Consider the following 23485-nt stretch of genomic DNA (forward strand, 5'->3'; position numbering starts at 1 on the left):
ATCTCCATTTCACCGTTAACAAAGAGTGCAAGGCGCTAGACCGCCCGATTTGCCTCCATCGCGCGTACCACTCTCAGCGGGGACCGCCTGATGAAATCGCTGGTCGCCTCGGCTCCGAGCGGCCGACCCAGGAAATTGCCCTGCAGGCAATCGCAGTTCTCCTTGATCAGCCACCGTGCCTGTACCGACGTCTCGACCCCCTCGGCGGTGACGCTTATTCCCAGGCCGTGCGCCAGACTTATGATCGATCGCACGATCGTCTGGCTCTTGAGGTCGGTGTCTAGGTCTGCAATGAAGTATTGGTCTATCTTCAATGTGTCGAATGGAAAATTCTTGAGGTAACTCAACGACGAATAGTATGTTCCGAAATCGTCGAGCGAAATTCGTATTCCTAAGACATTCAGAGTATTTAACGTGTCGATATTGTCGATCGTCTTCTCAAGAAGAACCGTCTCCGTTATCTCAAGTTCAAGTCTGTCTGCCCGGATTCCAACTGCATCGATGATCTGAGCGACCGTGTCTGTCAGCGTGCCGCTAAGGAACTGAGCCGGCGAGAGGTTGACTGCGACTGTCAGCGAGGAAGGCCAGGTCAATGCCTGGCGACAGGCTTCCTCGAGCACCCATCGTCCAATCTGATCCATCAGGCCGTCGGCTTCGGCGATCGGTATGAACACGCCGGGAGGAATGATTCCGACCTCGGGGTGCCGCCACCGCAACAGCGCTTCGAAACCGATCACCGACGCGGGAGGGCGAATGAGCGGCTGATACTCCAGATAAAGCTCGCCCCGCTCCAGCGCGGTTCGAAGGCTGCGCCTCAGATTCTCGCGTTGCTCTAGTAAGAGCAGCATCGAGCGGTTGAATGTTCGAGCGCAACCGCGTCCATCTGTCTTGGCTGCGTAAAGAGCAATGTCAGCGGCTTTCATCAACTGCTCGCCATCGGTCCCGTGTTCCGGCCCGAAAGCAATTCCAATGCTCGAGCCGACGAAGACGGGGATGTCGTTGATGACGAAGGGGATCTTGAAGGCGTCGACCAGCGACCCGGCGAGGCGCTCAGCCTCTGCTGGCTGCTCCCTTCCCAATTGGATGACAGCGAACTCATCGCCGGCATACCGGTACGCGGATTCGCCGTCCTGCAGCGCGTCGCGGATACGGCCCGCAGCCAGTTGAAGAAGCGTATCGCCCGCTCCATGGCCGAGCGTATCGTTGACCGATTTGAAATCGTCAAGGTCGATCTGCAGCAGGGCGGCTTTCGGCTTTGGTTCACCGAGGGTCGCCAGGGCCTGCTGCAACTGCTCGCCGAATCGCCGCCGATTCTGCAGTCCAGTCAGCACGTCATGCGTCGCCAGATGGAGCAGAATTCCATGCTCCTGCTCCTCCGCCGCGCTTCGCCCGCCATGCTTCCTTGATTCGATGATCCCCACACCATTTGCGGTGCCGAAGACGAAAACGGACCGGGGCGCTTCGCCCGATGATGGCGGCAAGTCGATGCTTGCCGGAGAGCCGCCCTGGAACACCCGAAGAAATTCGTCGCGGCACCTCGCATCGAGGAAGCTCGGGTAGATCGCCCAGATGGCGGCGCCCGTCGCCACCACGCCTCCGTATACGCCTTTGAGCTTGGTTGCGTAGTGTGTGAGACAGAAGTCGCGGTCATAGAACGACAAGAGCTCGGTCGTGTTCGCCAAAAGGTCAGCGAGAAGCGCTTCGCCCGGACGCGGAGCATCGCTTGAGGAAGGCCCCTCACTCTCCGAGCCGACGCCTGATGCCTCTGGGTGCAAGAACCACCTCGGTGCGAATCCACGTCCCCCAAATGTAGAAATAGCATAACCGCCAGACTTGGCAAACTTTCCACTTGCAGTCTTAACAAGTGCCGACGCGGCGTAGTTGCAATGTGTGCTCCGCTGCGGTTGGCGGCGACAACGATGAACAGTCCAGTTGGTTACTAAATCGAAAATTGGCGGGAATTGGCTATATGATTGACGGCGTGATGGACGGGACACGAAATATTCTGGCCCATGACACGGCGTGGCTCGCCCCTGTGTTGAGCCCGCTCAATCTCGATCATCGCCGGTCCTGCACTCAGCTTCCGAGCGCTTTGAGCCAACCTTCAAAGGAAGAGGTCTTCTCGCGTTCAGCAAGCGAAACAGAGTGGGCGGGGCGCGGCAACATCATGGTACTGCGGCCTTCTCGGGGGCTGTAACCGAATTCCTTGCTGAATGCCCGGCTGAAATTAGCCGCTGAACTAAACCCGAAGGTCTCAGCAATATCAACAATTCGCCGACTGTCCGCCGGGTCGCTGAGCGCAACATGGGCTGCCAGAAGTCGGCGACTTTGTATGTAGTGGAGAACACCCCCGCTCGGTTCGAACAATTGATAGAGACGGGAGCGTGATACGCCGAGAGCCCTGCACATTGAATCCGGCGTCAAATGAGCCGCATCCAGATTGTTTTGGACGTATCGACGCGCTCGCTCCATCAGCCCGACGCTCGCCAATTGTTCGGCGGCCGCAGCATGGTCCGCCGGAGGCGCGAGGCAGGCAATGATCATGCTGCGGGTTGCGTGTACGATGCGGGGCAGATCTTCAGCCGTGAGACTGCGCAGTCTTGCTTCGACGCTATTGACGTAGTCGGCCAAGAGGTCGGCAAAGTTGCCGGACAGAATTGAATTGTTCTTTGCGTCGAGGGTTGATGCCGCATCAGAGAACAAATCGCGCGGCAGATAGAGGAAGAGACTTTCCGAGTCCGTTACCCTCCCCCGAAACGGGTAGCCAAGCGATCTGATCTCCAATTTGCCTGACTGGGTCTCCGCAACGCGGCGATCGACCTCCGTCCACGACCGGCCAGTGCGTGGCAAGACGATATACCAATGATCGATTGAACTGGATCGGAGCTTGGCGGCCGAACGGATGTAGCTATGTGCCGGCGCGCGCTGCTGAACGATCAGCATTCCACCGAGATTCCAAGCTGTGTGGGAGGCGGGAAAGCCATCGTCCGGCGATTTGTCATCCGGCAATCTGACATCGACAAGCGGCGCCATATGCAGTTGCCAAGCGGCGAATTGATCGCGTGGCGCCAGTTCGAGCGTTGAAAAGGCCAGAGGTTCGAGCACTGGCACGAGCGATGGAGCGGCCTCATCGTGGGGTTGACCTTCGCGCGGCCAGCGACGCCTATCACGGTCCCGCGGCTGCCTCGCTGGGGCCTCGTCTTGCCTCTTAGTATCCATCGCGTGGTGCCATATCCGAATCGGGTATGCCCATGCCCCTCTCAATCATGTGGTGTATTTCAGCCATCTGGCAAGACTGGCGGAACTCGAGTCGACCGAAACGGCGATCCGCTGGATTGCAGTAAGAAATGCATTCCGAGATAAGTTTATGGATGCGAAGCTAACGACACTCTTCAACTCGATGCATATAGAATCTGGCATCGTGAACTAGGAGTTGAGGAAGCCGCGAAATGAACACAAAACTCAACAGCGAAGCTCGGCGCAAGATAATTCTTGATGGATACGGTAACAACGAGCCGTTGAAGGTTATTGCGGAAAGGATCGGATGCTCACTGGCGAGTCTGAAAGTCACCGCCAGTAAGCTCGGATGCACTCGAACTCCGAAGGAGGCGGCGGAATTTCGGCGCGGTTTTCACGTCCCGGAAAACAAACGGCGAGATTACTACCAGCTTATGATTGCTGGGCAGTATAGAGCTCGCGAGTGTGCGGTGATTTTGGGACTCCTAACAGAGGAATCATCAGGCAACAGGTAACTGATTCCAATACACTGTGGACGATATTTTCGCTTGAGAATTGCATCGCGTCAGCGGTTCATCAGCAAAGCCCGCCGCAAGTAAGGGGCGGGCCCTGAAAGGTTCGCACAGATGCTGCGTCGACGTTTCAATCGCACCTGCCTGAGCCCTCACGATCTGGCTATTTGCGAACGCGTGTTCGAACAGGTCTGCTCGGATGAGAAGCTCGACCCTTTGGACCCGGACGCCGAAATCTTGGCGGTGATGGTTGTGTCCATTTTTCGAAATGCTCGCACCAGCGAGCGCGAGCTGCTGGAGGCGGTCAGGTCTCGTCGGCAAAGGCTCCGGCAACCGGGCACCCGAGCAATTCCAGGAAAAGTGTGAAGCGGCTTGGCTTGTCGCGGCGGCGTGACGGTATGATCGGAATTGGTCAGGGCGGGCTCGGGGCGGCCCCAGCGCACAAATCATCCCCCGGTCAGCGCTTCTATGTCGTGGCGCAGTTTCAGGATAGCCGCCGTGAGGCCGGCCTCGCTTTGTTTGAAGCGCGTCGACGGCGTCGGGATCGACACGCCGTAGAAGTCCCCCTTCCAGTCCTTGAAGGCGATACCGACCGCCGAAATGCCTGCTGTATGTTCATCGCGGTCGAAGGCGACACCGTGCTGGCGGACTTGCGCAATTTCTTCGATGAAGCCACGCATGTCGCGCTTGATGCTCGCGCGCGCCCATTCGCCGCGCGCGAAGCGCTCCAACGCGTCGTCATCCATCAGCGCCAGGCAGGCCTTGCCGTTCGCGGTTGTCGTCAGCGGGAACGTTTCCCCGACTGAGGAAACCGCGCGCAACCTTTGCGTGCCAGCGATCTGGTCGATGAAGATCAGGATGTTGCCACGCAGGATCGACAGGTCGACGGTCTCCTCGGTATCGCGCGACAGGTCCTGAAGCAGCGGCCGGATGGTTTCCGCGATGTTGTAGTGGGCGGATTCTGCGAGCGAATGCAACTCGGGCCCGAGCCTTATGCCTGAGCCGGCGCTCGAAGCGATCACCAGCCGCTCGGCTTGAAGCGCGCCGACGATGCGCTGCACGGTCGATCTCGGCAGGTCGACCCGTTCGGCGATCTGGCCGAGGCTCATCCCGGTCTGCGAACCCTTCAGCGCCCGCAGCACCGATGCCGCGCGCGCGATGACTTGAATGCCGTTCCTCGCCTCGGCTGTATCGGCTTCCGACATCGTCCTGCTCCAACTCTCCGAAGTCTGGCGTTTGCCACGGAAACCCTGGGCGCGCCAGCCTCATTGTGGGTTTCGTAAACCGTATCATGATACAGCTTGACTGCAATACGGTACATATGTATCAAATTGCAGTACAGGAAACTCGGGGAGGAGCTTTCCATATTTCAATCTGCAGACCTGGCCCTGCCTCGGTGGGGGATGGAGGATTTTGTCATGACGATCACGGTTCGCGGCATCGAATTCCAGAGCAATCTGGACAATCCGATGGGCATCGAATTCTACAATCTGTCGCATCGTTTCGGCTACCAGTGCCCGAACTGGCCCTATTTCCGCGACGTCCGCATCGAGCGCATGCACTACATGGCCAAGTCCGGCGTGCTGTCGCAGACAATCACCACGACCATGCATGTGACGACGCATATCGACGCGCCGGCGCATGTCGTGCAGGGCACCCCCTTCATCGACGAAGTGCCGCTGCCGCATTTCTTCGGCTCCGGCATCGTCGTGTCGCTGCCGAAGAAGAAGTGGGAACAGATCACCGCAGACGACCTCGAAAAGGCCTGCGGCAAGGCAATCCGCAAGGGCGACGTGCTGATCATCAACACCGGCTGGCACAAGGTCTACGAAGACGGCGATTATTTCCCCTACTGCCCGGGCTTCGTGCCCTCGGCCGCCGACTGGATGATCGAGAAGGGCGTCAAGGTGGTGGGGCACGACACCCAGGCCAATGACCATCCGCTGGCCACCGCCATCGGGCCGCAGCGCAACGGTCCGCTGCTGCCGCATCTGGCGGAGGAGTACAAGCAGTGGTCGGGCGGCATCGACTGGAATGATGCTTTCCCCGAATGGGAGCCGGTGCACCAGAAGATATTCAAGGCGGGCATCCTCGGCATCGAGAATGTCGGCGGCGATCTCGATGCCGTCACCGGCAAGCGCTGCACCTTCGCCTTCTTCCCGATCAACTGGGACCGCGGCGATGGCTGCATTATCCGCCTAGTGGCGATGATCGACAAAGGCCAGAAATACCGCATCGAGCCCGGCGAGGCGTTCTGATGCTTGCCAAACGCTTTGCCGACGCAAAGCCCTACTTGGCGCCCAACCATCGCGACGTTGTTGGGCTTCGTCTCCAGGGCTTCGAGGCAGGCGGCCCGGAGAACCAGTGGGTCGGCCTGTCGCAATTCCTTCCGTGGGGTGGAGCAGGGCCGGACTCGACGCCGTTCGAAAAAGTCTACGTCGTCCTCGAGGGGCAAATGACGGTGATCGCTAATGGCGTCGAGACGGTCCTGCAGAAATATGATTCCTGCACCATCGCACCAGGCGAAGTGCGCGAGATCGTCAATCGCACGAACCATGTCTGCACGATGCTGGTCGTCATTCCCTATCCGCCCGGAGCGAAGCCATGAGCGACCTGAAGACCAGGAATGCGAAGCCATGAGCGACCTGAAGACCAGGAATGCGAAGCCATGAGCGACCTGAAGACCAGAGGTGGGAAGCCATGAGCGACTTTCTAAAGAAACCACTGTCGCTGTTCGACATTGCCGGCAAGGTTGCAATCATCACGGGCGCATCCGGCGCCTTCGGCGCACTGGCCTCGCAGGTCCTTGCCGGAGCGGGAGCAAAACTCGCCATTGTTGCGGGCAGCGCAAAGGCCCTGGAGGACACGGCGGCAGCGTGTCGTGAACTCGGCGCCGAGGTCGAAGCGATCAATGCTCGCCCGTCCGATGAGGCCGCCTGCGAGGCGATCATATCGAAGACGGTCGAACGTTTCGGCCGAGTCGACATTCTCGTCGTTGCGTCAGGCAAGAACGACGTCGCGAAAATCACCGAGATGGCGCCGGCCCGGTTCTTGGACGTGATGGATGCCAACGTCACGCAATCCTGGCTGATGGCGCGCGCCGCCGGCAAGCAGATGCTGGGGCAAGGCGAGGGCGGCAAGATGGTGCTGATGTCCTCGGCGCGCGGCCTGCTCGGCCATCCCGCCGGTTACACCGCCTATTGCGCGTCGAAGGCCGCCGTCGACGGCATCACCAGGGCGCTCGGCTGCGAGTGGGGGGCGACCGGCATCACAGTCAATGCCATCGCGCCGACCGTCTTCCGCTCGCCGCTGACAGCGTGGATGTTCGAGGATACGGAAAACGCCCAAACTGTCCGCAAGGGGTTTCTGGCGCGCGTACCCAAGGGCCGCCTCGGCGAGCCCCAGGACCTGGCCGGGCCTCTGCTGTTTCTGGTCTCGAAGGCGTCGGATTTCTACACCGGCCACACGCTTTACGCCGATGGCGGCTATACGGCAGGCTGAGGCATGACCCGAGCCAAGCAAACCATCGCGATCGTCGGCGCCGGCCTCATGGGCCATGGCATCGCTCAGGTCTTTGCAAGGGCCGGCCATCGCGTCCGCGTCTTCGACGCGCAAGCGATGGCTCTTCATACGCTGCAGTCGCGCATCGCGAAAAACCTCGCTGACCTGGGTTTCGGGATCGGCTCGGAACGCAACGTGTCCGGCCACGCCGATCTCGCCGAGGCCGTCGCCGTTGCCGATATCGTCATCGAGGCGGCGCCGGAAAAGCTTGAGCTGAAACGCTCGATCTTTGCCGAGTTGGTTCGGCTGGCGCCGAAATCGGCGCTGCTTGCCTCCAACACATCGGTCATTCCGATCGGCCAGATCGCCGAAGGGCTGGAAACACGCGCGCGTATTCTCGGTACACATTGGTGGAATCCGCCCTTCCTGGTGCCGCTGGTCGAAGTGGTGGGATCCCCCGATACATCACCCGAGGCGATCGCCGCGATGATCGCCCTCTTGTCGTCGGTGGGCAAAACACCGGTGCATGTGAGGAAGGATGTTCCAGGCTTTGTCGGCAACCGGCTTCAGCACGCGCTGTGGCGCGAGGCAATCGCCATCGTTGCGGAGGGCATCGCCGATGCAGAGACCGTCGACACGGTCGTCAAGGCCAGTTTCGGCCGGCGGCTCGCGGTGCTCGGTCCGCTCGAGAATGCCGATCTCGTCGGCACCGATCTGACGCTCGACATCCACAATGTGGTTCTCCAGCATTTGAACCGCTCGCCTGAGCCGTCGCCTTACCTTAGCGATCTCGTCGCGTCGGGCAGGCTCGGCATGAAGTCGGGCGAAGGGTTTCGCAACTGGACCGACGAACAGGCCGGCGGGCTGCGGGGCACGGTATTTTCCTATCTGAGAAATTTCGCATCAACGCCAACAGGCTCGGGAGGAGACCATGGTGAAGACGATGAAAGCAGCCGGCGCGGAGCATAAGGTCACGCGCCGCAACTTTTTGAAGACTGCGGCCGGGACGGCGCTTGCCGCACCGGCAATCCTCAGCATGACGCGCGCCTATGCCGACACGCCGACCATCAAGGTCGGCTATGTCAGCCCGAGGACCGGACCGCTTGCCGGTTTCGCGGAAGCCGACGATTACATCGTCGGCGGCATCAACAAGGCCTTCGCCGGCGGACTGCAGAACAATGGCAAGTCGTGGGCGGTCGAAATCATCGTCCGCGACAGTCAGTCGAACCCGAACCGCGCCGCCGAGGTCGCTTCGCAGTTGATCCTCAAGGACGAGGTCGACATCCTGCTGGGCGCCGCGACGCCCGACACGACCAATCCGGTTTCCGACCAGGCCGAGATCAACGGCAAGCCATGCATCACCACGGATTGCCCCTGGCAGCCCTACTTCTTCGGCCGCGGCGGCAAGCCGGACAAGGGCTTCGAGTCGACCTATCATTTCTTCTGGGGGCTGGAAGACGTCATCGCCAATTTTACCGCGCTGTGGAACCATCCCGACGTCGAGAAGAAAGTCGGCGGGCTGTTCCCCAACGATGCCGATGGCAATGCCTGGGGCGACGCCGAGCTCGGCTTCCCCAAACCGCTCGCGGCAGGCGGTTTCGCGCTCACCGATCCGGGCCGCTATCAACCGCTGAGCGACGATTTCTCGGCACAGATATCGGCCTTCAAGGCAGCCAATGCCGAAATCATCACCGGCGTGATGATCCCGCCGGACTTCGGCACCTTCTGGGCGCAGGCTGGCCAGCAAGGTCTCAAGCCAAAGATCGTCACCGTCGGCAAGGCTCTGCTGTTCCCCTCGGCCGTGGCGGCGCTGGGCGAGCGCGGCAACGGCTTGTCCTCCGAGATATGGTGGTCGCCCAACCATCCTTTCGTCTCATCGCTCGACGGCACGACCTCTAAAGCCCTTGCCGATGGCTACACCGCCGCGACAGGCAAGCCGTGGACGCAGCCGATCGGCTTTCGCCATGCGCTGTTCGAAGTGGTGGCGGACGTGGTCAAGCGCGCGGCCGATCTGGAGGACGCGGCCGCGATCGTCGAGGCGATCCGCGCCACCAGCCTGAAGACCATCGTCGGCACCATCGACTGGTCGAAGGGGCCGGTGAAGAACGTCTCCAAGACACCGCTCGTCGCGGGCCAATGGCAGCGCAGGGATGACAAGCTGGAACTGGTGATCACCACCAACACCCAGGCGCCGGAAATTGCGATCGGCGGCGAACTCGTCCTTCTGTAAGCTTCGGGCGGCGGCCGTGCTCCGGCACGGTCGCTGCCGCACTCATTTGAAGGAAACTCGCTTTGCCCATCCTGGCTGTCAACGGCGTAAGCAAGCGCTACGGAGCCCTGCAGGTTACCGACAATGTCACGCTGTCGGTTGCCAAGGGCGAAGCTCTGGGCATTATCGGCCCCAACGGCGCGGGCAAGACCACCCTGTTCAACCTGATCGCCGGCACCGTGCTGGCCGACGCCGGCACGATCGACTTCGACGGCACCGATGTCACCCGCATGCCGGCACGCCAGCGCTGCCACCGCGGCATTGCCCGTTCCTTTCAGATTCCGCATCCCTTTGCCGGGATGACGACCTACGAGAACATCCTGGTGGGTGCTGCCTTCGGCCGCAAGGCATCGGAGCGCGACAGCGAGGCGAGGGCGGTAGAGGTGCTCGAACTTACCGGTCTCCGGCGCAAGGCGAATGTGCTGGCCGGCCAGTTGACGTTGTTGGAACGCAAGCGCCTGGAAATGGCCCGCGCCCTGGCAAGCGATCCCAAGCTGCTTCTGCTCGACGAGATTGCCGGCGGGCTGACCGAACCGGAATGCCTGGACCTTGTCGAGGCGATCCGGCAGGTGCGCGCCGCTGGCGTCTCGATCATCTGGATCGAGCATGTCGTCAACGCCCTGCTTGCCGTGGTCGACCGCATCGCGGTGATCGACTTCGGCCGGAAGATCGCCGACGGTGACCCGCGCACCGTCATGGCCAGCCCGCAGGTCGCCGAAATCTACATGGGTCTGGACGCGGAGGCCGTGCATGGCTGAAGCATTGCTCGCCATATGTGGGCTCAGGGCCTTCTATGGCGATTTCCAGGCCTTGTTCGGTGTTGACCTCGAGCTTGGGGCCGGTGAGGTGCTGGCACTTATCGGCGCCAACGGAGCCGGAAAATCGACTCTGCTCAAGGCGATCACCGGGCTGGTGCCCTGCAGCCCGGACATGGTGCTGCTGCGCGGCGAGCCGATCGGCGGCGAACGGCCTGACCGTATCGCGCGGCGCGGCATCGCCCTGGTGCCGGAAGGGCGCCGCTTGTTCCGCTCGCTCAGCGTCGAGGAGAATCTGATGATCGGCGGCGAGCGCGCCAAACCCGGCCGCTGGACGCTCGACGCGGTCTACCAGCTGTTTCCGATCCTTGGCGAGCGGCGGCGCAGACCCGGTACGGCGCTGTCGGGCGGCCAGCAGCAGATGGTCGCCATCGGCCGTGCCTTGATGGCCAATCCCGACATCATCCTGTTCGACGAAATCTCGCTTGGGCTGGCACCGGTGGTCATCAAGGATATCTACGCCGCCTTGCCCCCAATTGCCGCCACCGGCGTCTCGATCATCCTGGTCGAGCAGGACGTCTCGCGTGCGCTTGGCGTCGCCAAGACATTCGTCTGCCTGCAAGAGGGCAAGGTATCGCTTGCGGGCTTGCCCGCAGAGCATGACCGCGCGGCGATCACCGCCGCCTATTTCGGGATGCATCGCTGATGGACTGGGTCAACGCCATCGTCCAGGGCGTTCTGCTCGGCGGGCTCTATGCACTGTTCGCCGCCGGCCTGTCGCTGATCTTCGGCGTCATGCGGCTGGTCAACATTGCCCATGGCGATCTGATCGTGCTCGCTGCCTATATCGCCCTGGTCGTGGTGCACGCGACCGGCCTGCACCCACTGGCGTCGGCCATTATCGTCGTTCCGCTGATGGCGGCGATCGGCTACGGCCTGCAGCGCCTGCTGCTCAACCCGACGATCGGCAAGGATCTCTTGTCGCCGCTGCTCGTCACCTTCGGCATCTCGGTCATCCTGCAGAACGGCTTGCTGGCGACTTTTACGGCCGACAGTCGGCGGTTGGCCGCCGGTGCGCTGGAAACGGCCAGCATCCAGGTGCTGCCGGGCCTGAGCCTGGGCATCCTGCCGCTCTTCATGTTCGCGGTGTCGGTGCTGCTCATTTTCGGTCTCGAATGGATTTTCTACCGGACCAGTCTCGGCCGAGCCTTCCGCGCGACCTCCGATGACGCCGAGATCGCGCAGTTGATGATGATCGACCGCCGCCATATCTTCGGCATGGCGATGGCGCTGTCGGCCGGGGTGGTGGCGATCGCCGGCATCTTCCTCGCCATCCGCACCAATTTCGACCCGTCATCCGGCCCGACGCGGCTGCTGTTTGGTTTCGAGGCTGTCATCATCGGCGGGCTCGGCAATCTGTGGGGCACGCTCGCCGGCGGCATCGTGCTTGGCGTCGCGCAGGGGATCGGTGCGCAGATCTCGCCAGGCTGGCAGATCCTTGCCGGCCATCTCGTCTTCTTCCTGGTGCTTGCGCTGCGGCCGAAAGGCCTGTTCCCGAGGATGGACTGATGCACGCCAGTTTCTCGATCGAGCGCTCCACCGCGACCAGCCGGGTGACCGCGATTGCAACCCTTGTCCTTCTTGTCGGCCTTGTCGCGGCACCCTGGTGGGCGGGTCGCGCCAACATCCGGCTGCTTGGCGAGATCTATTCCTTCATCGCGCTGGCCAGCCTGTGGAACCTGCTTGCCGGCTATACCGGCCTGGTCTCTGTCGGCCAGCAGGCCTATGTCGGCTTCGGCGGCTATGCGCTGTTTGCGCTCGCCATGTTCCTTGGCGTCCATCCGTTGCTGGCGATCCTGCTTGCCGGTGTGCTGGGCGCACTGATCGCCATTCCACTCGCACCGCTGCTGTTTCGCCTGCAGGGCGCCTATTTTGCCATCGGCACCTGGGCCCTGGCCGAAGTCTTCCGTCTCGGTTTCGCCCAGCTCTCGGTGCTCGGCGGCGGCTCTGGAACCAGCCTCACCGCGAGCGTCGTCACCGGCATCGCGGCCAACCGCGACGTGCGCGAAATGCTGGTCTACTGGACGGCACTGGCGCTCGCCCTCGCGGCGTTGGCCTTCATCATCCTGCTGCTGCGCTCGCGCATGGGGTTGGCGCTGACGGCGCTTCGCGACAGCGAGATCGCCTCTGAAAGCCTCGGCATCGACATCTGGCGCAGTAAGCTTTTCGTCTATGTCGCAGTCGCCGGACTGACCTCGATGACGGGCGCCTTCATCTTCCTGCAGAAGCTACGCATCTCGCCAGATGCCGCCTTCAGTGTCAACGACTGGACGGCCTATGTCATCTTCATCGCCGTCATTGGCGGCATCGGCACCATCGAAGGCCCGATCGTCGGCACGATCCTGTTCTTCCTGCTGCGCGAGACCCTGTCCGACCTCGGAACCACCTACCTGTTGATCCTCGGCGCGGTCGCCATCCTCGTCATGCTGAAAGCGCCGAAAGGGCTATGGGGCATCCTCGCCGAGAAGACCGGCCTCTCGCTGGTGCCCACACGCCGGCGCGTGACCTTTCAGGACCAGTAGAACAATCATCGCTTCCCGTGCAAGGAAAGGACCAGCCCGTGGCCGACCTGTCGAAGAAAGTCATCATCACCTGTGCCGTCACCGGCGGCATCCACACGCCGACCATGTCGGATGCGCTGCCTTTCACGCCGGACGACATTGCCCGCCAGTCGATCGAAGCGGCCGAGGCAGGTGCCTCGATCCTGCATCTGCACGCACGCGATCCGAAGGATGGCCGTCCAACGCCGGACCCGGCGGTGTTCATGCAGTTCCTGCCGCGCATCAAGCAGGCGACCGACGCGGTCATCAACGTCACCACCGGCGGCGGCCTCAACATGAGCGTCGAGCAGCGGCTGGCCGTTCCTCTCTTGGCCAAGCCGGAAATGTGCTCGCTCAACATGGGCTCGATGAATTTCGGCATCTATCCGCTCGCCGACCGCTATTCGTCGTGGAAGTATGAGTGGGAGGAGCCGTATCTGCGCGGCACTGACGACTTCATCTTTCGCAACACCTTTCGCGACATTGAGCGCATCCTGAAATTGCTCGGAGACGGCCACGGCACCAGGTTCGAGCATGAATGCTACGATGTCGGCCATCTCTACAGTCTGGCGCATTTCGTCGATCGCGGTCTGGTGAAGCCGCCTTTCTTCGTCCAGATGATCTTCGGCATTCTCGGCGGCATCGGCCCCGACATGGACAATCTCACCTTCATGAAGCACAAGGCCGACAAGCTGTTCGGTTCGGACTATCGCTGGTCGGTGCTGGCTGCCGGCCGCTTCCAGATGCCATTCGCCACCCAGGCCGCCATGCTCGGCGGTTCGGTGCGGGTCGGGCTGGAGGACTCGCTTTATATCGGCCGCGGCAAGCTTGCGGGCTCGAACGCCGAACAGGTACGCAAGATCCGCGCCATCCTGACCGAACTCGGCCACGAGATCGCCACCCCGTCGGAGGCCCGCGCGATACTGGGATTGAAGGGCGGCGATCTGGTTGGCTTTTGAGACCGCGCCGCGGTTGGATCGCATTCGCGCCAACCGTCGAACAGACGAGCACCAAGGATATGAGGTGATCGGTACGCTGTTCAGCGCCGTGAACATGAAGATAGTTATAGGCCGGCTACTCGACTCGCGTCAGATAACCGGCGGTCACACTCGGGCCTGGAATGATCGCGACGATTTTCATCTGGGCAATCATGCGTTTCATCGCCGCGTCGAGATGCGTTTCCAGCATCGCGGCGGCTGCTGTCACCGCACCGCGGATGAGAAGCTCCACAATCAGGCGCAGTTCGGTGATGACCGTCGGATCACCGGGAAGCCCGAGCTTGCGCAGCAGCCGCTCGGACGCGCCGACGGGAAGCAGGTTGTTGCGAATGAGCTCGCGCAATTGCTCGTTCTCCGTGGTCAGTATGCAGGTTTCGATCAGCCGCGTTTGAAGCTCCTCGATGTTCTTCAGGTGATCGGTGGTATCCAGTTCCTCAAGGGTCACAAGCTGGCTGAAGAGCTTTGTCAGTCTGTCGCGGTCGATGAGCGGCGCACCCGCCAGCAGCGACGACGGCTCCAGCATGCGGCGGAGCGCAAAGTGATCCTTGATCGTCTGGGCGGTGAGGGGGCCGGCCATCCAATGGGAACTCTGGTTCTTGCGCACGAGGCCACGTTCCTGCAGGCGGCTGAGGACGTCTCGCACCACCGTACGGCTGACATTGAAGTGATTGGCGATTTCTATCTCGATGATCCGGTACTTGCCGAAAACGACGCAGCCGGCGACGTCGGCTTCGACCGTGTTGTAGATGCGCTCCCAGGACGAGCGGCTCTGAAGCGCTTCATCGGCATGCTGCAGAACGACAAGGCCGAGCGACTTTATGTCGGTGCGGTTGGGCACGACATCGCGACCTTGCGGGCCGACAAGAAAACCTCTGCCCTTGAAGCGATGGACAAGGCCTTCGGCTTCGAGGCGTAGAAGTGCGCGCTGAACGGGAGCCCGAGAGATCTGAAGGATTTCCGCGATCGGTCCTTCAAGAAGAACCAGCCCGCGAGGAAGCAACCCGTCCTTAATATTGTTGCGCAGCACATCTTCTGCAATTTCGTAGCGCCGCTGCGTGTTCTGGCCTGCATTGCTGCGTGTCATGGCGAGAGGCGTTCTCCGTCTTTGACCCTGATGAGAACAGGAAATTGGATGCCTGTGTGTACGCTATTTTGCGAACGTTTCACATCGACAAATAATGACTTTTGCATACAAAATCTGAAAAGCCAGAGCGGCAACGCCAAAATTTTCGGCGCGCGTATAGTTGGCATGGCGCTTGCTTTGAACCCATGGCAGTCAGCGAATCTGCGCTTGAGAGTGAGGTTCGTGCCGTAAATTTAGGCTCTGTTTGCACCAAACAGGCAGCGTTTTGCATTGCCTGGGCATAAATTGTTGCTCCGTTACAAGCCTATTGATCATTTCGATGGGGGAAGCCGTTTGTGAAATGTCGATGCAGGCGCCAGCGCCGGTGAGCCATTTGACGCGATGCGGTCAAAATAGCGAAATCCTAAAAAGCCTATTGAATACAAAAATCATTTATGTCATAAATTTTGAAGCGGATGCCGGAAGAAGCATCCCGAGGTGGATGAGCACAACCACAAGAAACGGATTGCTTCAATGCGCGCAGATCATGCGCGCAACCGCTATCGGCTTGCCCGTTCGCGGAAACGTTTCCGCGTCACCACGCGGTGACGTAAGCGACAGTTTACTTGCGAGAAACCGGCAGGGAAATCGTGGCGGCAGTTTTGCAGCTCTCTCAGGTGACAAAGGCGTACGGCGCGCTGCGGGCGCTCGACGGCATCGATATCTCGCTGCCGGACAATGCCTACATCTCGCTTCTCGGTCCGAGTGGATCGGGCAAGACAATCCTGTTACGCGTGATTGCCGGCTTCGAGGCTCCCGATAGCGGCAGCATCCTTTTCAAGGGCGAACGCGTCGAAGCGGTTCCGCCGCATCGCCGCAACATCGGCTTCGTGTTCCAGAATTTCGCTCTGTTCCCGCACCTGTCCGTCGCGGGTAACATAGCTTTCGGTCTGGAGAACCGGGAATTGAATCCAATCACGGATTCGGCCGTCGTTCGCGCCAGGGTCAAGGATATCGTCGCTCTGGTCGGTCTGACCGGTCTTGAAGACCGAGGCGTCGCGCAGATTTCAGGCGGCCAGCGTCAGCGCGTGGCGCTGGCCCGAACATTGATAACCGAGCCGTCGCTGGTCCTGCTGGACGAGCCGCTTGGCGCGCTCGATGCCAATTTGCGCACGCGCATGCGCGCCGAGCTGCGGGCGATCCGCGAGCGCTGCGGCGTAACGTTTCTGCATGTGACCGGCAGCGAAACCGAGGCACTGGCAATGGGTGACACCGTACTCGTGCTGGATCGCGGACGCATCGCGCAGGCTGACGACGCCGACACCGTCTACAACCGGCCGCGGTCCGCGGCCGTGGCACGATTTCTCAATTGCTACAATCTTTTCGAGGGACAGCTCTCGAAGGACGATTTCATCAGTCCGGTGGGAAGGTTTCCGTTGCAGGGGCAGAAGGCCGATGTGCGCGGTCAACCAGCCTATGCCATCCGTTACGATCGGATCTCCGTCAGGCCGCTCGCGGCCCCTGTTACAGCGGAGGAAGTCCGCATCGAGGGCACGTTCATCGCCGACGAGTATTCGGGCGCGGCCATCAATTCGTTTTTCTCGCTCGATGACGGGCGCGTGATCGAGGTCGAGTCCCATCTCAGCCAGGCCGCGCCACAGACCTGTGTGCCGCACGGCCGCTACGCCCTCGTCTGGAAACGCCAGAATGCACTTGTCTATGCATGAAACGCGCTTGGGTCCTGTGTCTGCCTGCGGAATGGAGATTGTGAACGATGGCGATGACTGCCGCCACGGCTGAACCGGCGTCCGCCGACCGGCCCGCAAGGAAAATGCCCGACAGGACGTTGTGGCTGCTTGCGCCTGGCGTGATCTGGATGGTTCTTTTTCTCGTCGTGCCGATTCTGATGATGGTTTACGTCTCGTTCTGGACGCAGACCACATTTGCGATCACGCCGACGCTGACGATCAAGAGCTGGGTGATGTTTTTCTCCAGCGACACCTATCTCAGCGCGCTTTGGACGACAATTCGCATCTGGCTCATCGTCCTGGCGGCAACCCTGATCGTCGGTTATCCGGCTGCTCTCTTCGTCGGGCTGTTCGTGCGCAACAAGACCGTGCAGACGGTGCTCTTGGTGCTCTGCGTCATTCCGTTCTGGACGTCGTTTCTGATCCGCGTTCTTGCCTGGCGTCCGATGCTCGGCAAGGAGGGCGCAATCAACCTCATTCTTCAGGGTGTCGGGCTTATCAACAAGCCGATCGAGGTGCTGCTGTTTTCCGAGCTGTCGGTCATTATCGGCATGACGCAGATCTATTGCGTGTTCATGGTCGGGCCGATCGCCTTCATGATGGGCCGCATCGACCAAAGCGTCATTGAAGCCGCGCAGGACCTCGGTGCCGGCTTCTGGCGAATTTTCCGCACCATCATCCTGCCGTTGTCGATGCCAGGCGTCGTGGTCGGCGCGATCTTCGTGTCCGTGATGGTGCTTGGCGAATTCGCGACGTCCGCGGCCTTGTCCGGCCGCAAGGTCAATCTCCTGGGCAACATCATCGTGACGCAGGTCGGGTCGCTGAAATGGGCCTTCGCGGCGGTCGCGGGCGTGATCCTGACCATCCTGATGGGCATCGTCGTGGCTGCGCTGCTGCGTGTGGTCGATCTCAGGAAGGAGCTCTGATCATGCAGGCAAGCGGCACGAAGCTGGTTCTTGGCGTCTACACGACACTGTTCCTCGTGTTCCTTTACGGTCCGATGGTGGTTCTCGCGATCCTGTCCTTCCAGACAGGACCGGAAGGCGGTCCGCAATTTCCGATCATCGAATGGTCGGTCTATTGGTACAAGCATCTGTTTGGCATGACGCCGCCGACGCGCATTGCGCCGTTGCCGATCGAGGAGGCGCTCGTCCGCTCACTCGTCCTGGCCGTGATGACGATGATCGTCTCGACCGTTCTCGGGGTCACCTCGGCACAGGCATTCCGCAAGAAATTCACCGGCTCCGGTTTTGCTTTCTACCTGATCGTGCTCGGCATGATGGTGCCCGGTGTGCTGGTCGGGCTCGGCATGGCGCTGATCGCCAATGCACTGGGTATCGACCGGCACTGGTGGGGGACGACCTTCGTGCTGCACGTCGTCTACACCTATCCCTTCGCGTTCCTGGTGATGCTGGCAATCCTCAACCGCTTCGACCAGAACGTCGAGGAGGCCTCCTGGTCGCTTGGCGTGTCGCCGGTGAAAACGTTCCGCAAAGTGACGTTTCCGCTGATCTTTCCGGGCGTCCTCTCGGCCATGCTGTTCGCCTTCACGCTGTCCTACGACGAGTTTTCGCGCACCCTGTTTGCGTCGGGCCGTGACCTGACGTTGCCACTCGCAATCTACGGAACGTTCTCGGTGGAGGTCCATCCGAACGTCTTTGCGTTCGGTGTGCTGACGACGCTGTTCTCCTTCGCACTGCTTGGCACCTATGCGGCGCTGATGATGCTGTCGATCCGCCGTGCCCGCCGGGTGGCCATCCAGGAGGAGGCATGATGCCCGGCGAGACAGCGAGCGCAATCGTAACCGGCGCCGGTTCCGGGATCGGCAGGGCAATAGCCATCCGGCTCGCCGCCGATGGCTACGCCGTACTGGTCAACGACCTCGATCTCGGGCGCGCCCAAGCGGTGGTTTCGGAGATTGCCGTCTCTGGCGCAAAGGCTGTCGCTGCCGCCGGCGACGTCTCATCCGAAGTGGACGCAAGGGCCATCCATGCGGCGGCCGTGGCGGCCTTCGGCGACACGGACCTGCTGATCAACAATGCCGGCATCGTGCATCAGTCGCTGTTTGAAAATCTCGAAATAGCGGATTTCGACCGGATGTTTGCGGTGCATGTCCGCGGAACCTTCCTGATGACGAAGATGGTTCTGCCGGCGATGCTGAAGGCCGGCAAGGGCGCCGTCATCAATGTCGCGTCGCAGCTTGGCCAGGTCGGGGGTATCGAGCTTTCGCATTACGCGGCCGCCAAATCCGCGATCATTGGCATGACCAAGTCGCTGGCCCGTGAGGTGTCGAGCCGCGGCGTGCGCGTCAATGCGGTTGCGCCTGGGCCCATCAACACACCGCTTGTTCGGGAACTGTCGCAGGAATGGCGCACCCGCAAGGCATCCGAGCTGCCGCTTGGCCGTTTCGGCGAGCCTGAGGAGGTGGCGGCAACCGTTGCCTTTCTTGCGTCGCCGCAGGCCAGCCTGTTTGTCGGACAGACGCTCGGTCCGAATTCCGGCGACGTGATGCTGTGAGCGAGGACATGACGATCATGACTGACACGCTGCTCTCTTCCCGTGTTGTTCTCATCACCGGCGCTGGCATCGGCATCGGGCATGCGACAGCCAAGGCCTTCGCGGCACTTGGCGACCATGTCGTCGTCACCGATGTGCTGGAGCGCGAGGGCAACGACACGGTCGAGGCCATCCGGATGGCTGGTGGTTCGGCTGAATTCCATGCGCTGGACGTGCGTTCGACGTCCGCCGTCGATGCGCTGGTCGCCAATGTGGAGGCGCGTCTGGGCCGGATCGACGTAGTCGTTGCCAATGCCGGTATCGCCCACAAGGCGCCGCTCGAAACGCTTGACGACGACAAGTGGGACCTGACGTTCGATATCGATCTGAAGGGTATCTTCCGCGTTGCGCGTGCTGCGGTCCCCGCAATGAAGGCACGAAGATCCGGCGCCATCGTCGCGCTCTCCTCGATCATGGGGACGTCCTACGGCTGGGACGAGCATGTGCACTATTCCGCCGCCAAGGCCGGCGTCGTCGGCCTGGTGCGCGCCCTTGCCGTGGAACTCGCCCGTGACGGCATCCGCGTCAACGGCATGGCGCCTGGCTACATCCGCACCGCCCAGCTGCTGTCGGAGGAAAATTCGCTGGGCGCGGCGGGCGCCGAAGCCGCCGGCACCTTCATTCCAATGGGGCGCATCGGCGAACCCGAGGAAATCGCAGACGTGATCACGTTCCTTGCATCACACGGCGCGAGATACATGACCGGTCAGACGCTGGTCGTGGACGGCGGCCTCCTTGTGGGCCGGTACTAGCACACGACGTCCTCCGAAAATCCTCAACGGCCTTTCGGAATTATTCGCCAGAGCAACGGATCAGGGTGTCCACAAGGGGACGCTCCGGGGAACACAAGAACAACTGGAGACAAAGCAATGTCAGTTTCGTCAGAAATCAATCGTCGTTCACTGTTGAAGCGTTCCGCGGGCGCCATGGCGCTTGCGATGGGAGGCGGTACGCATTTCCTGTCTTCAAGCGCCGCTTATGCGCAAAGCACAGCACTTGCGTCCGAGCAGCTGCGCACCATCGGTCTTTCGGTGACCGTTCAGGAACGCATCCTGGCCGACTTCAAAAAGGCAAGCGGCGTCGGCTCGACCTCGGGCACGGCGGCAACCTTCCCGGATGCGCAGACCAAGATCCTGTCCGGCTCCAAGGACTATGACGTCTGGGAAACCATTGGCGAGCGTCTGCCGTCCGTCGTCATGACCGACAATGCCGATCCGATCGCGACGTCGGCGCTGAAGAACTGGTCGAACATCCGTGACATCTTCAAGAAGCCCGATCCGAAGTGGCCTGCCTCGGCGCAGATCGTCGGACAGATCTGGACCGACGACACACAGACGGCGTTGTGGATGGTGCCTTCGGTCTTCAACTTCGATTCCGTTGGCTACAATCCCGACATCGTTTCCGAGGAAGAAGCAAACAGCTGGACGGCGATTTTCGATTCCAAGTGGAAGGGCAAGTCCGGCCTCAACACCGACCCATTGACCGCTTTCGGCCAAGCCGTGATGGCGATGAACACGCTTGGCCTCTCGGATGTGAAGAACCCGGGCAATGCATCGGCGGCCGAGATCGACGAAGCTGCGAAATTCCTGATTTCCAAGAAGAAGGACGGCCAGTTCCGCGCACTTTGGGGCGATTTCGGCGAACTCGTCAACTTCCTCGCCTCCGGCGAAATCGTCGTGTGCGACGCCTGGCAGCCGGCCGTCATGGCTGTCAAGGCACAGGGCAAGGCGTGCAAATACGCCATTCCCAAGGAAGGCTATCGCGGCTGGTCGATCGGCAACACCATGCTGAAGGGCACGCCGAACAAGGCTGCCGTCGAAGCTTACGCCGACTACTGGCTGTCGGGGCCTCCGGGCATCATCGTTTCCGAGCAGGGCTACTATTCGCCGACGACCAACATCAAAGAGGTCATGTCGCCGGAAAAATATGCCTTCTGGTATGAAGGCAAGCCTTGGGTCGGCGCCACGGAGCGCGGCATCAAGGAAGGCGATCTGCGTGACGGCGGTTCACTCGAAACGCGCGCGGCCAACGTCGCCTACTGGCACCAATGGCCGGAAGAATATGATCACCTGGTGCAGAAGTGGGATGAGTTCCTGAGCGCCTGATATCTGACGGGGCGGGCGATCAGCCTTGCTTGCCCGCCCCACCCCTTTTTTGCGAAGCGAGTGCGATGATTTACGATCTCGAACTGTACAGGATTGGCAAGGTTTACGACAGCGGCACGCCAGCCGTGATCGACTTCAACCTGTCCGTCAGCAAGGGCGAGTTCATCGCTTTCCTCGGCCCGTCGGGCTGCGGCAAGACAACGACTCTGCGAATGATCGCCGGGTTCGAGAGCATTTCCTCCGGCGACATGATGGTCAAGGGCGTTCGCATCAACGACATGCGGCCTGCCGACCGCCCGACATCAATGATCTTTCAGAACTACGCCTTGTTCCCGCACATGACGGTCCGCCGCAATGTCGGCTATGGCCTCGAGGTCAAGGGGATGGCGAAGGCCGAGCGTGACGCCAAGGTCGATCGCATGCTTTCGAAGCTTGGTCTGGACGATATTGCCGAGAAAAAAACCGACAGGCTTTCCGGCGGCCAGCGCCAGCGCATCGCGCTCGCCCGCGGCCTGGTGGTCGAGCCGGATATTCTTCTTCTGGACGAGCCGCTGGGCGCGCTCGATGCCAATCTGCGCAAAGCCATCCAGAACGAGTTGAAGCTGCTGCAAAGGACGCTTGGCATCACCTTCGTGTTCGTGACGCATGCGCAGTCGGAAGCCCTAGCGCTCTCCGATCGCGTCGTGGTGATGAACCAGGGCCGGGTCGAACAGATCAGCCCGCCGCATCAGCTCTATACGCGTCCCAACACCCCGTTTGTTGCCCGGTTTATCGGCCGCAACACGATCTTCACTGGCGCGGTCAGGGGCATTGAAGACGGGCGCACCATAGTCGACACGCCACTTGGAACGCTTGCCGGCAGCGCCAATGGCGACATGAGCCCTGGCGCCGCGGTCAATGTCGTCATTCCGGCCGAAGCCATGGAAGTTCATACATTGAGCAGCGTCACCCGCGCTGCGATCTCCAGGCAGTCTGGCGGCAATGTCATCGACGCCAAAGTCAGCCGCTTCGATGTCGTCGGCCACATTTCCCATCTTTCGGTCGAGTTGCCGGATGGGCGGGCGATCGCGCTCGAGGCCCATATCGACAAGTATCCGCCTGGAGTCTTTCCCGAGGGATCGGACATCCTGCTTGCCTGGAACCCGGGTCAGGCAACAGTCATCCCGGCGACCTGAAAGACCATCGAGCCCATAAAATGGACCGGAAAACCTCAAGGAGAAAATGACGTGGCTAAGGAAATTCTGTGCAGCTTTGGCATCGATGTCGATGCAGTGGCCGGTTGGCTCGGGTCTTATGGCGGCGAGGATTCGCCAGACGATATTTCACGCGGCCTGTTTGCCGGCGAAGTCGGCAGCATGCGCCTTTTGAAACTGTTCGAACGGTTCGGCATCAAGACCACATGGTTCATTCCCGGTCACTCGATCGAGACGTTCCCGGAACAGATGCAGGCCGTGGCGGACGCAGGCCATGAAATCGGTATCCACGGCTACACCCACGAAAACCCGATCGCGATGACACGCGAACAGGAGATCGAGGTCCTCGACAAGTGCATCGAACTGGTGACGAAACTGTCCGGCAAACGCCCGACCGGCTATGTGGCGCCATGGTGGGAGTTTTCCACCGTCACCAACGAACTGCTGCTGGAGCGCGGCATCAAGTACGATCACTCGCTGATGCACAACGATTTCACACCGTATTACGTGCGTGTCGGCGACAGCTGGACCAAGATCGACTATTCCAAAAAGCCCGCCGACTGGATGGTGCCGCTGAAGCGCGGCCATGAAACGGACCTGATCGAAATCCCGGCATCCTGGTATCTCGACGATCTGCCGCCGATGATGTTCATCAAGAAGTCACCCAACAGTCATGGCTTCGTCAATCCGCGCGATATCGAGGACATGTGGAAGGCGCAGTTCGACTGGGTCTATCGCGAAATGGACTACGCGGTCTTCCCGATCACCATCCATCCCGATGTCGCCGGCAGGCCACAGGTCCTGATGATGCTGGAACGGCTCTATGCCCATATCAGCAGTCATCCCGGCGTCAAATTCGTTACGATGAACGAGATCGCCGATGATTTCGCCAAGCGCTTTCCGCGTCGGAAATAAGGCCGATAGTGCCAGCGCCTTGTCCGTCCTGAG

The 23485-nt window shown here is 61.0% G+C and carries 24 protein-coding genes; 20 read left to right on the forward strand and 4 right to left on the reverse strand.

All coding sequences use genetic code 11. The features are described from left to right. Positions 1 to 35: 35 nt before the first annotated feature. Positions 36 to 1682, reverse strand: a complete 1647-nt coding sequence (locus tag ACLGL5_RS14165) for a putative bifunctional diguanylate cyclase/phosphodiesterase (RefSeq protein ID WP_069091343.1) — start codon at positions 1680 to 1682, stop codon at positions 36 to 38. Between the two features lie 394 nt (positions 1683 to 2076). Beyond that, entirely contained in the window at positions 2077 to 3219 is a 1143-nt protein-coding gene (locus ACLGL5_RS14170) for a helix-turn-helix domain-containing protein (RefSeq protein WP_019860244.1), read from the reverse strand. 230 nt (positions 3220 to 3449) lie between these two features. On the opposite strand from ACLGL5_RS14170, the gene ACLGL5_RS14175 reads away from it, so the two are divergent. Both ACLGL5_RS14175 and ACLGL5_RS14180 read left to right on the forward strand, forming a co-directional pair. Next, positions 3450 to 3752 (forward strand): hypothetical protein, encoded by a 303-nt coding sequence (locus ACLGL5_RS14175; protein ID WP_069091344.1) that lies wholly within the window; start codon positions 3450 to 3452, stop codon positions 3750 to 3752. Between the two features lie 111 nt (positions 3753 to 3863). Next, positions 3864 to 4115, forward strand: coding sequence for a hypothetical protein (locus ACLGL5_RS14180; RefSeq protein ID WP_027047219.1), 252 nt, complete (start codon positions 3864 to 3866; stop codon positions 4113 to 4115). 80 nt (positions 4116 to 4195) lie between these two features. Here ACLGL5_RS14180 and ACLGL5_RS14185 read toward each other — a convergent pair whose 3' ends face one another. After that, positions 4196 to 4954: an IclR family transcriptional regulator gene (locus tag ACLGL5_RS14185; RefSeq protein ID WP_069091345.1), complete on the reverse strand. Its 759-nt coding sequence runs from the start codon at positions 4952 to 4954 to the stop codon at positions 4196 to 4198. A gap of 213 nt (positions 4955 to 5167) precedes the next feature. Here ACLGL5_RS14185 and ACLGL5_RS14190 point away from each other — a divergent pair, with 213 nt between their 5' ends. The 10 genes from ACLGL5_RS14190 to kce all read left to right on the forward strand — a co-directional run bounded on the left by ACLGL5_RS14190 (position 5168) and on the right by kce (position 13833). Beyond that, on the forward strand, positions 5168 to 6007 hold the full coding sequence (locus tag ACLGL5_RS14190; protein WP_069093312.1) for a cyclase family protein: 840 nt from the start codon (positions 5168 to 5170) through the stop codon (positions 6005 to 6007). Then, entirely contained in the window at positions 6007 to 6357 is a 351-nt protein-coding gene (locus ACLGL5_RS14195) for a cupin domain-containing protein (RefSeq protein WP_019860240.1), read from the forward strand. The genes ACLGL5_RS14190 and ACLGL5_RS14195 overlap by 1 nt, the downstream gene beginning before the upstream one ends. A gap of 92 nt (positions 6358 to 6449) precedes the next feature. Then, a complete protein-coding gene (locus tag ACLGL5_RS14200; RefSeq protein ID WP_069091346.1) occupies positions 6450 to 7250 on the forward strand; it encodes an SDR family NAD(P)-dependent oxidoreductase in 801 nt (266 codons plus the stop codon). A 3-nt stretch (positions 7251 to 7253) separates the two neighbouring features. Then, positions 7254 to 8219, forward strand: coding sequence for a 3-hydroxyacyl-CoA dehydrogenase family protein (locus ACLGL5_RS14205; RefSeq protein ID WP_069091347.1), 966 nt, complete (start codon positions 7254 to 7256; stop codon positions 8217 to 8219). Beyond that, entirely contained in the window at positions 8182 to 9480 is a 1299-nt protein-coding gene (locus ACLGL5_RS14210) for an ABC transporter substrate-binding protein (protein WP_069091348.1), read from the forward strand. Before ACLGL5_RS14205 ends, ACLGL5_RS14210 begins: the two co-directional genes overlap by 38 nt. A gap of 62 nt (positions 9481 to 9542) precedes the next feature. Then, a complete protein-coding gene (locus tag ACLGL5_RS14215) occupies positions 9543 to 10277 on the forward strand; it encodes an ABC transporter ATP-binding protein (protein ID WP_069091349.1) in 735 nt (244 codons plus the stop codon). After that, positions 10270 to 10980: an ABC transporter ATP-binding protein gene (locus tag ACLGL5_RS14220; protein ID WP_069091350.1), complete on the forward strand. Its 711-nt coding sequence runs from the start codon at positions 10270 to 10272 to the stop codon at positions 10978 to 10980. The genes ACLGL5_RS14215 and ACLGL5_RS14220 overlap by 8 nt, the downstream gene beginning before the upstream one ends. Continuing rightward, a complete protein-coding gene (locus ACLGL5_RS14225; RefSeq protein WP_019860233.1) occupies positions 10980 to 11843 on the forward strand; it encodes a branched-chain amino acid ABC transporter permease in 864 nt (287 codons plus the stop codon). Before ACLGL5_RS14220 ends, ACLGL5_RS14225 begins: the two co-directional genes overlap by 1 nt. Beyond that, the gene (locus tag ACLGL5_RS14230) at positions 11843 to 12856 is read left to right on the forward strand and encodes a branched-chain amino acid ABC transporter permease (RefSeq protein WP_069091351.1); all 1014 of its coding nucleotides are present in this window, start codon (positions 11843 to 11845) and stop codon (positions 12854 to 12856) included. The genes ACLGL5_RS14225 and ACLGL5_RS14230 overlap by 1 nt, the downstream gene beginning before the upstream one ends. 47 nt (positions 12857 to 12903) lie before the next feature. Then, positions 12904 to 13833, forward strand: coding sequence for a 3,5-dioxohexanoate:acetyl-CoA acetone transferase (kce, locus tag ACLGL5_RS14235; RefSeq protein ID WP_069093313.1), 930 nt, complete (start codon positions 12904 to 12906; stop codon positions 13831 to 13833). Between the two features lie 115 nt (positions 13834 to 13948). Here the strand turns inward: kce and ACLGL5_RS14240 are convergent, their stop codons facing one another. After that, positions 13949 to 14956, reverse strand: coding sequence for a GntR family transcriptional regulator (locus ACLGL5_RS14240; protein ID WP_019860229.1), 1008 nt, complete (start codon positions 14954 to 14956; stop codon positions 13949 to 13951). A gap of 629 nt (positions 14957 to 15585) precedes the next feature. On the opposite strand from ACLGL5_RS14240, the gene ACLGL5_RS14245 reads away from it, so the two are divergent. The 8 genes from ACLGL5_RS14245 to ACLGL5_RS14280 all read left to right on the forward strand — a co-directional run bounded on the left by ACLGL5_RS14245 (position 15586) and on the right by ACLGL5_RS14280 (position 23452). After that, positions 15586 to 16662: an ABC transporter ATP-binding protein gene (locus ACLGL5_RS14245; RefSeq protein WP_027047215.1), complete on the forward strand. Its 1077-nt coding sequence runs from the start codon at positions 15586 to 15588 to the stop codon at positions 16660 to 16662. A gap of 47 nt (positions 16663 to 16709) precedes the next feature. Then, positions 16710 to 17609: an ABC transporter permease gene (locus tag ACLGL5_RS14250; RefSeq protein ID WP_019860227.1), complete on the forward strand. Its 900-nt coding sequence runs from the start codon at positions 16710 to 16712 to the stop codon at positions 17607 to 17609. Positions 17610 to 17611: 2 nt separating this feature from the next. Beyond that, entirely contained in the window at positions 17612 to 18457 is an 846-nt protein-coding gene (locus tag ACLGL5_RS14255; RefSeq protein WP_069091352.1) for an ABC transporter permease, read from the forward strand. Next, on the forward strand, positions 18454 to 19200 hold the full coding sequence (locus tag ACLGL5_RS14260; RefSeq protein ID WP_120145541.1) for an SDR family NAD(P)-dependent oxidoreductase: 747 nt from the start codon (positions 18454 to 18456) through the stop codon (positions 19198 to 19200). Before ACLGL5_RS14255 ends, ACLGL5_RS14260 begins: the two co-directional genes overlap by 4 nt. A gap of 17 nt (positions 19201 to 19217) precedes the next feature. Beyond that, positions 19218 to 19991 carry an SDR family NAD(P)-dependent oxidoreductase gene (locus tag ACLGL5_RS14265; RefSeq protein WP_027047213.1) on the forward strand — a complete coding sequence of 258 codons (774 nt, stop codon included), beginning with the start codon at positions 19218 to 19220 and terminating at the stop codon, positions 19989 to 19991. A gap of 117 nt (positions 19992 to 20108) precedes the next feature. Further along, entirely contained in the window at positions 20109 to 21344 is a 1236-nt protein-coding gene (locus tag ACLGL5_RS14270; protein ID WP_027047212.1) for an ABC transporter substrate-binding protein, read from the forward strand. 65 nt (positions 21345 to 21409) lie between these two features. Continuing rightward, on the forward strand, positions 21410 to 22519 hold the full coding sequence (locus ACLGL5_RS14275) for an ABC transporter ATP-binding protein (RefSeq protein WP_019860222.1): 1110 nt from the start codon (positions 21410 to 21412) through the stop codon (positions 22517 to 22519). A gap of 51 nt (positions 22520 to 22570) precedes the next feature. Further along, a complete protein-coding gene (locus ACLGL5_RS14280) occupies positions 22571 to 23452 on the forward strand; it encodes a polysaccharide deacetylase family protein (protein ID WP_019860221.1) in 882 nt (293 codons plus the stop codon). Positions 23453 to 23485: the final 33 nt, after the last annotated feature.

It is taken from the genome of Mesorhizobium sp. U510 (assembly GCF_059180695.1).

Bases quoted from the DNA above. Each gene is read 5' to 3' on its own strand.
- ACLGL5_RS14170 (WP_019860244.1), bottom strand. From the start codon at position 3,219: ATGGATACTAAGAGGCAAGACGAGGCCCCAGCGAGGCAGCCGCGGGAC.
- ACLGL5_RS14175 (WP_069091344.1), top strand. From the start codon at position 3,450: ATGAACACAAAACTCAACAGCGAAGCTCGGCGCAAGATAATTCTTGAT.
- ACLGL5_RS14180 (WP_027047219.1), top strand. From the start codon at position 3,864: ATGCTGCGTCGACGTTTCAATCGCACCTGCCTGAGCCCTCACGATCTG.
- ACLGL5_RS14185 (WP_069091345.1), bottom strand. From the start codon at position 4,954: ATGTCGGAAGCCGATACAGCCGAGGCGAGGAACGGCATTCAAGTCATC.
- ACLGL5_RS14190 (WP_069093312.1), top strand. From the start codon at position 5,168: ATGACGATCACGGTTCGCGGCATCGAATTCCAGAGCAATCTGGACAAT.
- ACLGL5_RS14195 (WP_019860240.1), top strand. From the start codon at position 6,007: ATGCTTGCCAAACGCTTTGCCGACGCAAAGCCCTACTTGGCGCCCAAC.
- ACLGL5_RS14200 (WP_069091346.1), top strand. From the start codon at position 6,450: ATGAGCGACTTTCTAAAGAAACCACTGTCGCTGTTCGACATTGCCGGC.
- ACLGL5_RS14205 (WP_069091347.1), top strand. From the start codon at position 7,254: ATGACCCGAGCCAAGCAAACCATCGCGATCGTCGGCGCCGGCCTCATG.
- ACLGL5_RS14210 (WP_069091348.1), top strand. From the start codon at position 8,182: ATGGTGAAGACGATGAAAGCAGCCGGCGCGGAGCATAAGGTCACGCGC.
- ACLGL5_RS14220 (WP_069091350.1), top strand. From the start codon at position 10,270: ATGGCTGAAGCATTGCTCGCCATATGTGGGCTCAGGGCCTTCTATGGC.
- ACLGL5_RS14225 (WP_019860233.1), top strand. From the start codon at position 10,980: ATGGACTGGGTCAACGCCATCGTCCAGGGCGTTCTGCTCGGCGGGCTC.
- ACLGL5_RS14230 (WP_069091351.1), top strand. From the start codon at position 11,843: ATGCACGCCAGTTTCTCGATCGAGCGCTCCACCGCGACCAGCCGGGTG.
- ACLGL5_RS14240 (WP_019860229.1), bottom strand. From the start codon at position 14,956: ATGACACGCAGCAATGCAGGCCAGAACACGCAGCGGCGCTACGAAATT.
- ACLGL5_RS14250 (WP_019860227.1), top strand. From the start codon at position 16,710: ATGGCGATGACTGCCGCCACGGCTGAACCGGCGTCCGCCGACCGGCCC.
- ACLGL5_RS14255 (WP_069091352.1), top strand. From the start codon at position 17,612: ATGCAGGCAAGCGGCACGAAGCTGGTTCTTGGCGTCTACACGACACTG.
- ACLGL5_RS14260 (WP_120145541.1), top strand. From the start codon at position 18,454: ATGATGCCCGGCGAGACAGCGAGCGCAATCGTAACCGGCGCCGGTTCC.
- ACLGL5_RS14265 (WP_027047213.1), top strand. From the start codon at position 19,218: ATGACTGACACGCTGCTCTCTTCCCGTGTTGTTCTCATCACCGGCGCT.
- ACLGL5_RS14270 (WP_027047212.1), top strand. From the start codon at position 20,109: ATGTCAGTTTCGTCAGAAATCAATCGTCGTTCACTGTTGAAGCGTTCC.
- ACLGL5_RS14275 (WP_019860222.1), top strand. From the start codon at position 21,410: ATGATTTACGATCTCGAACTGTACAGGATTGGCAAGGTTTACGACAGC.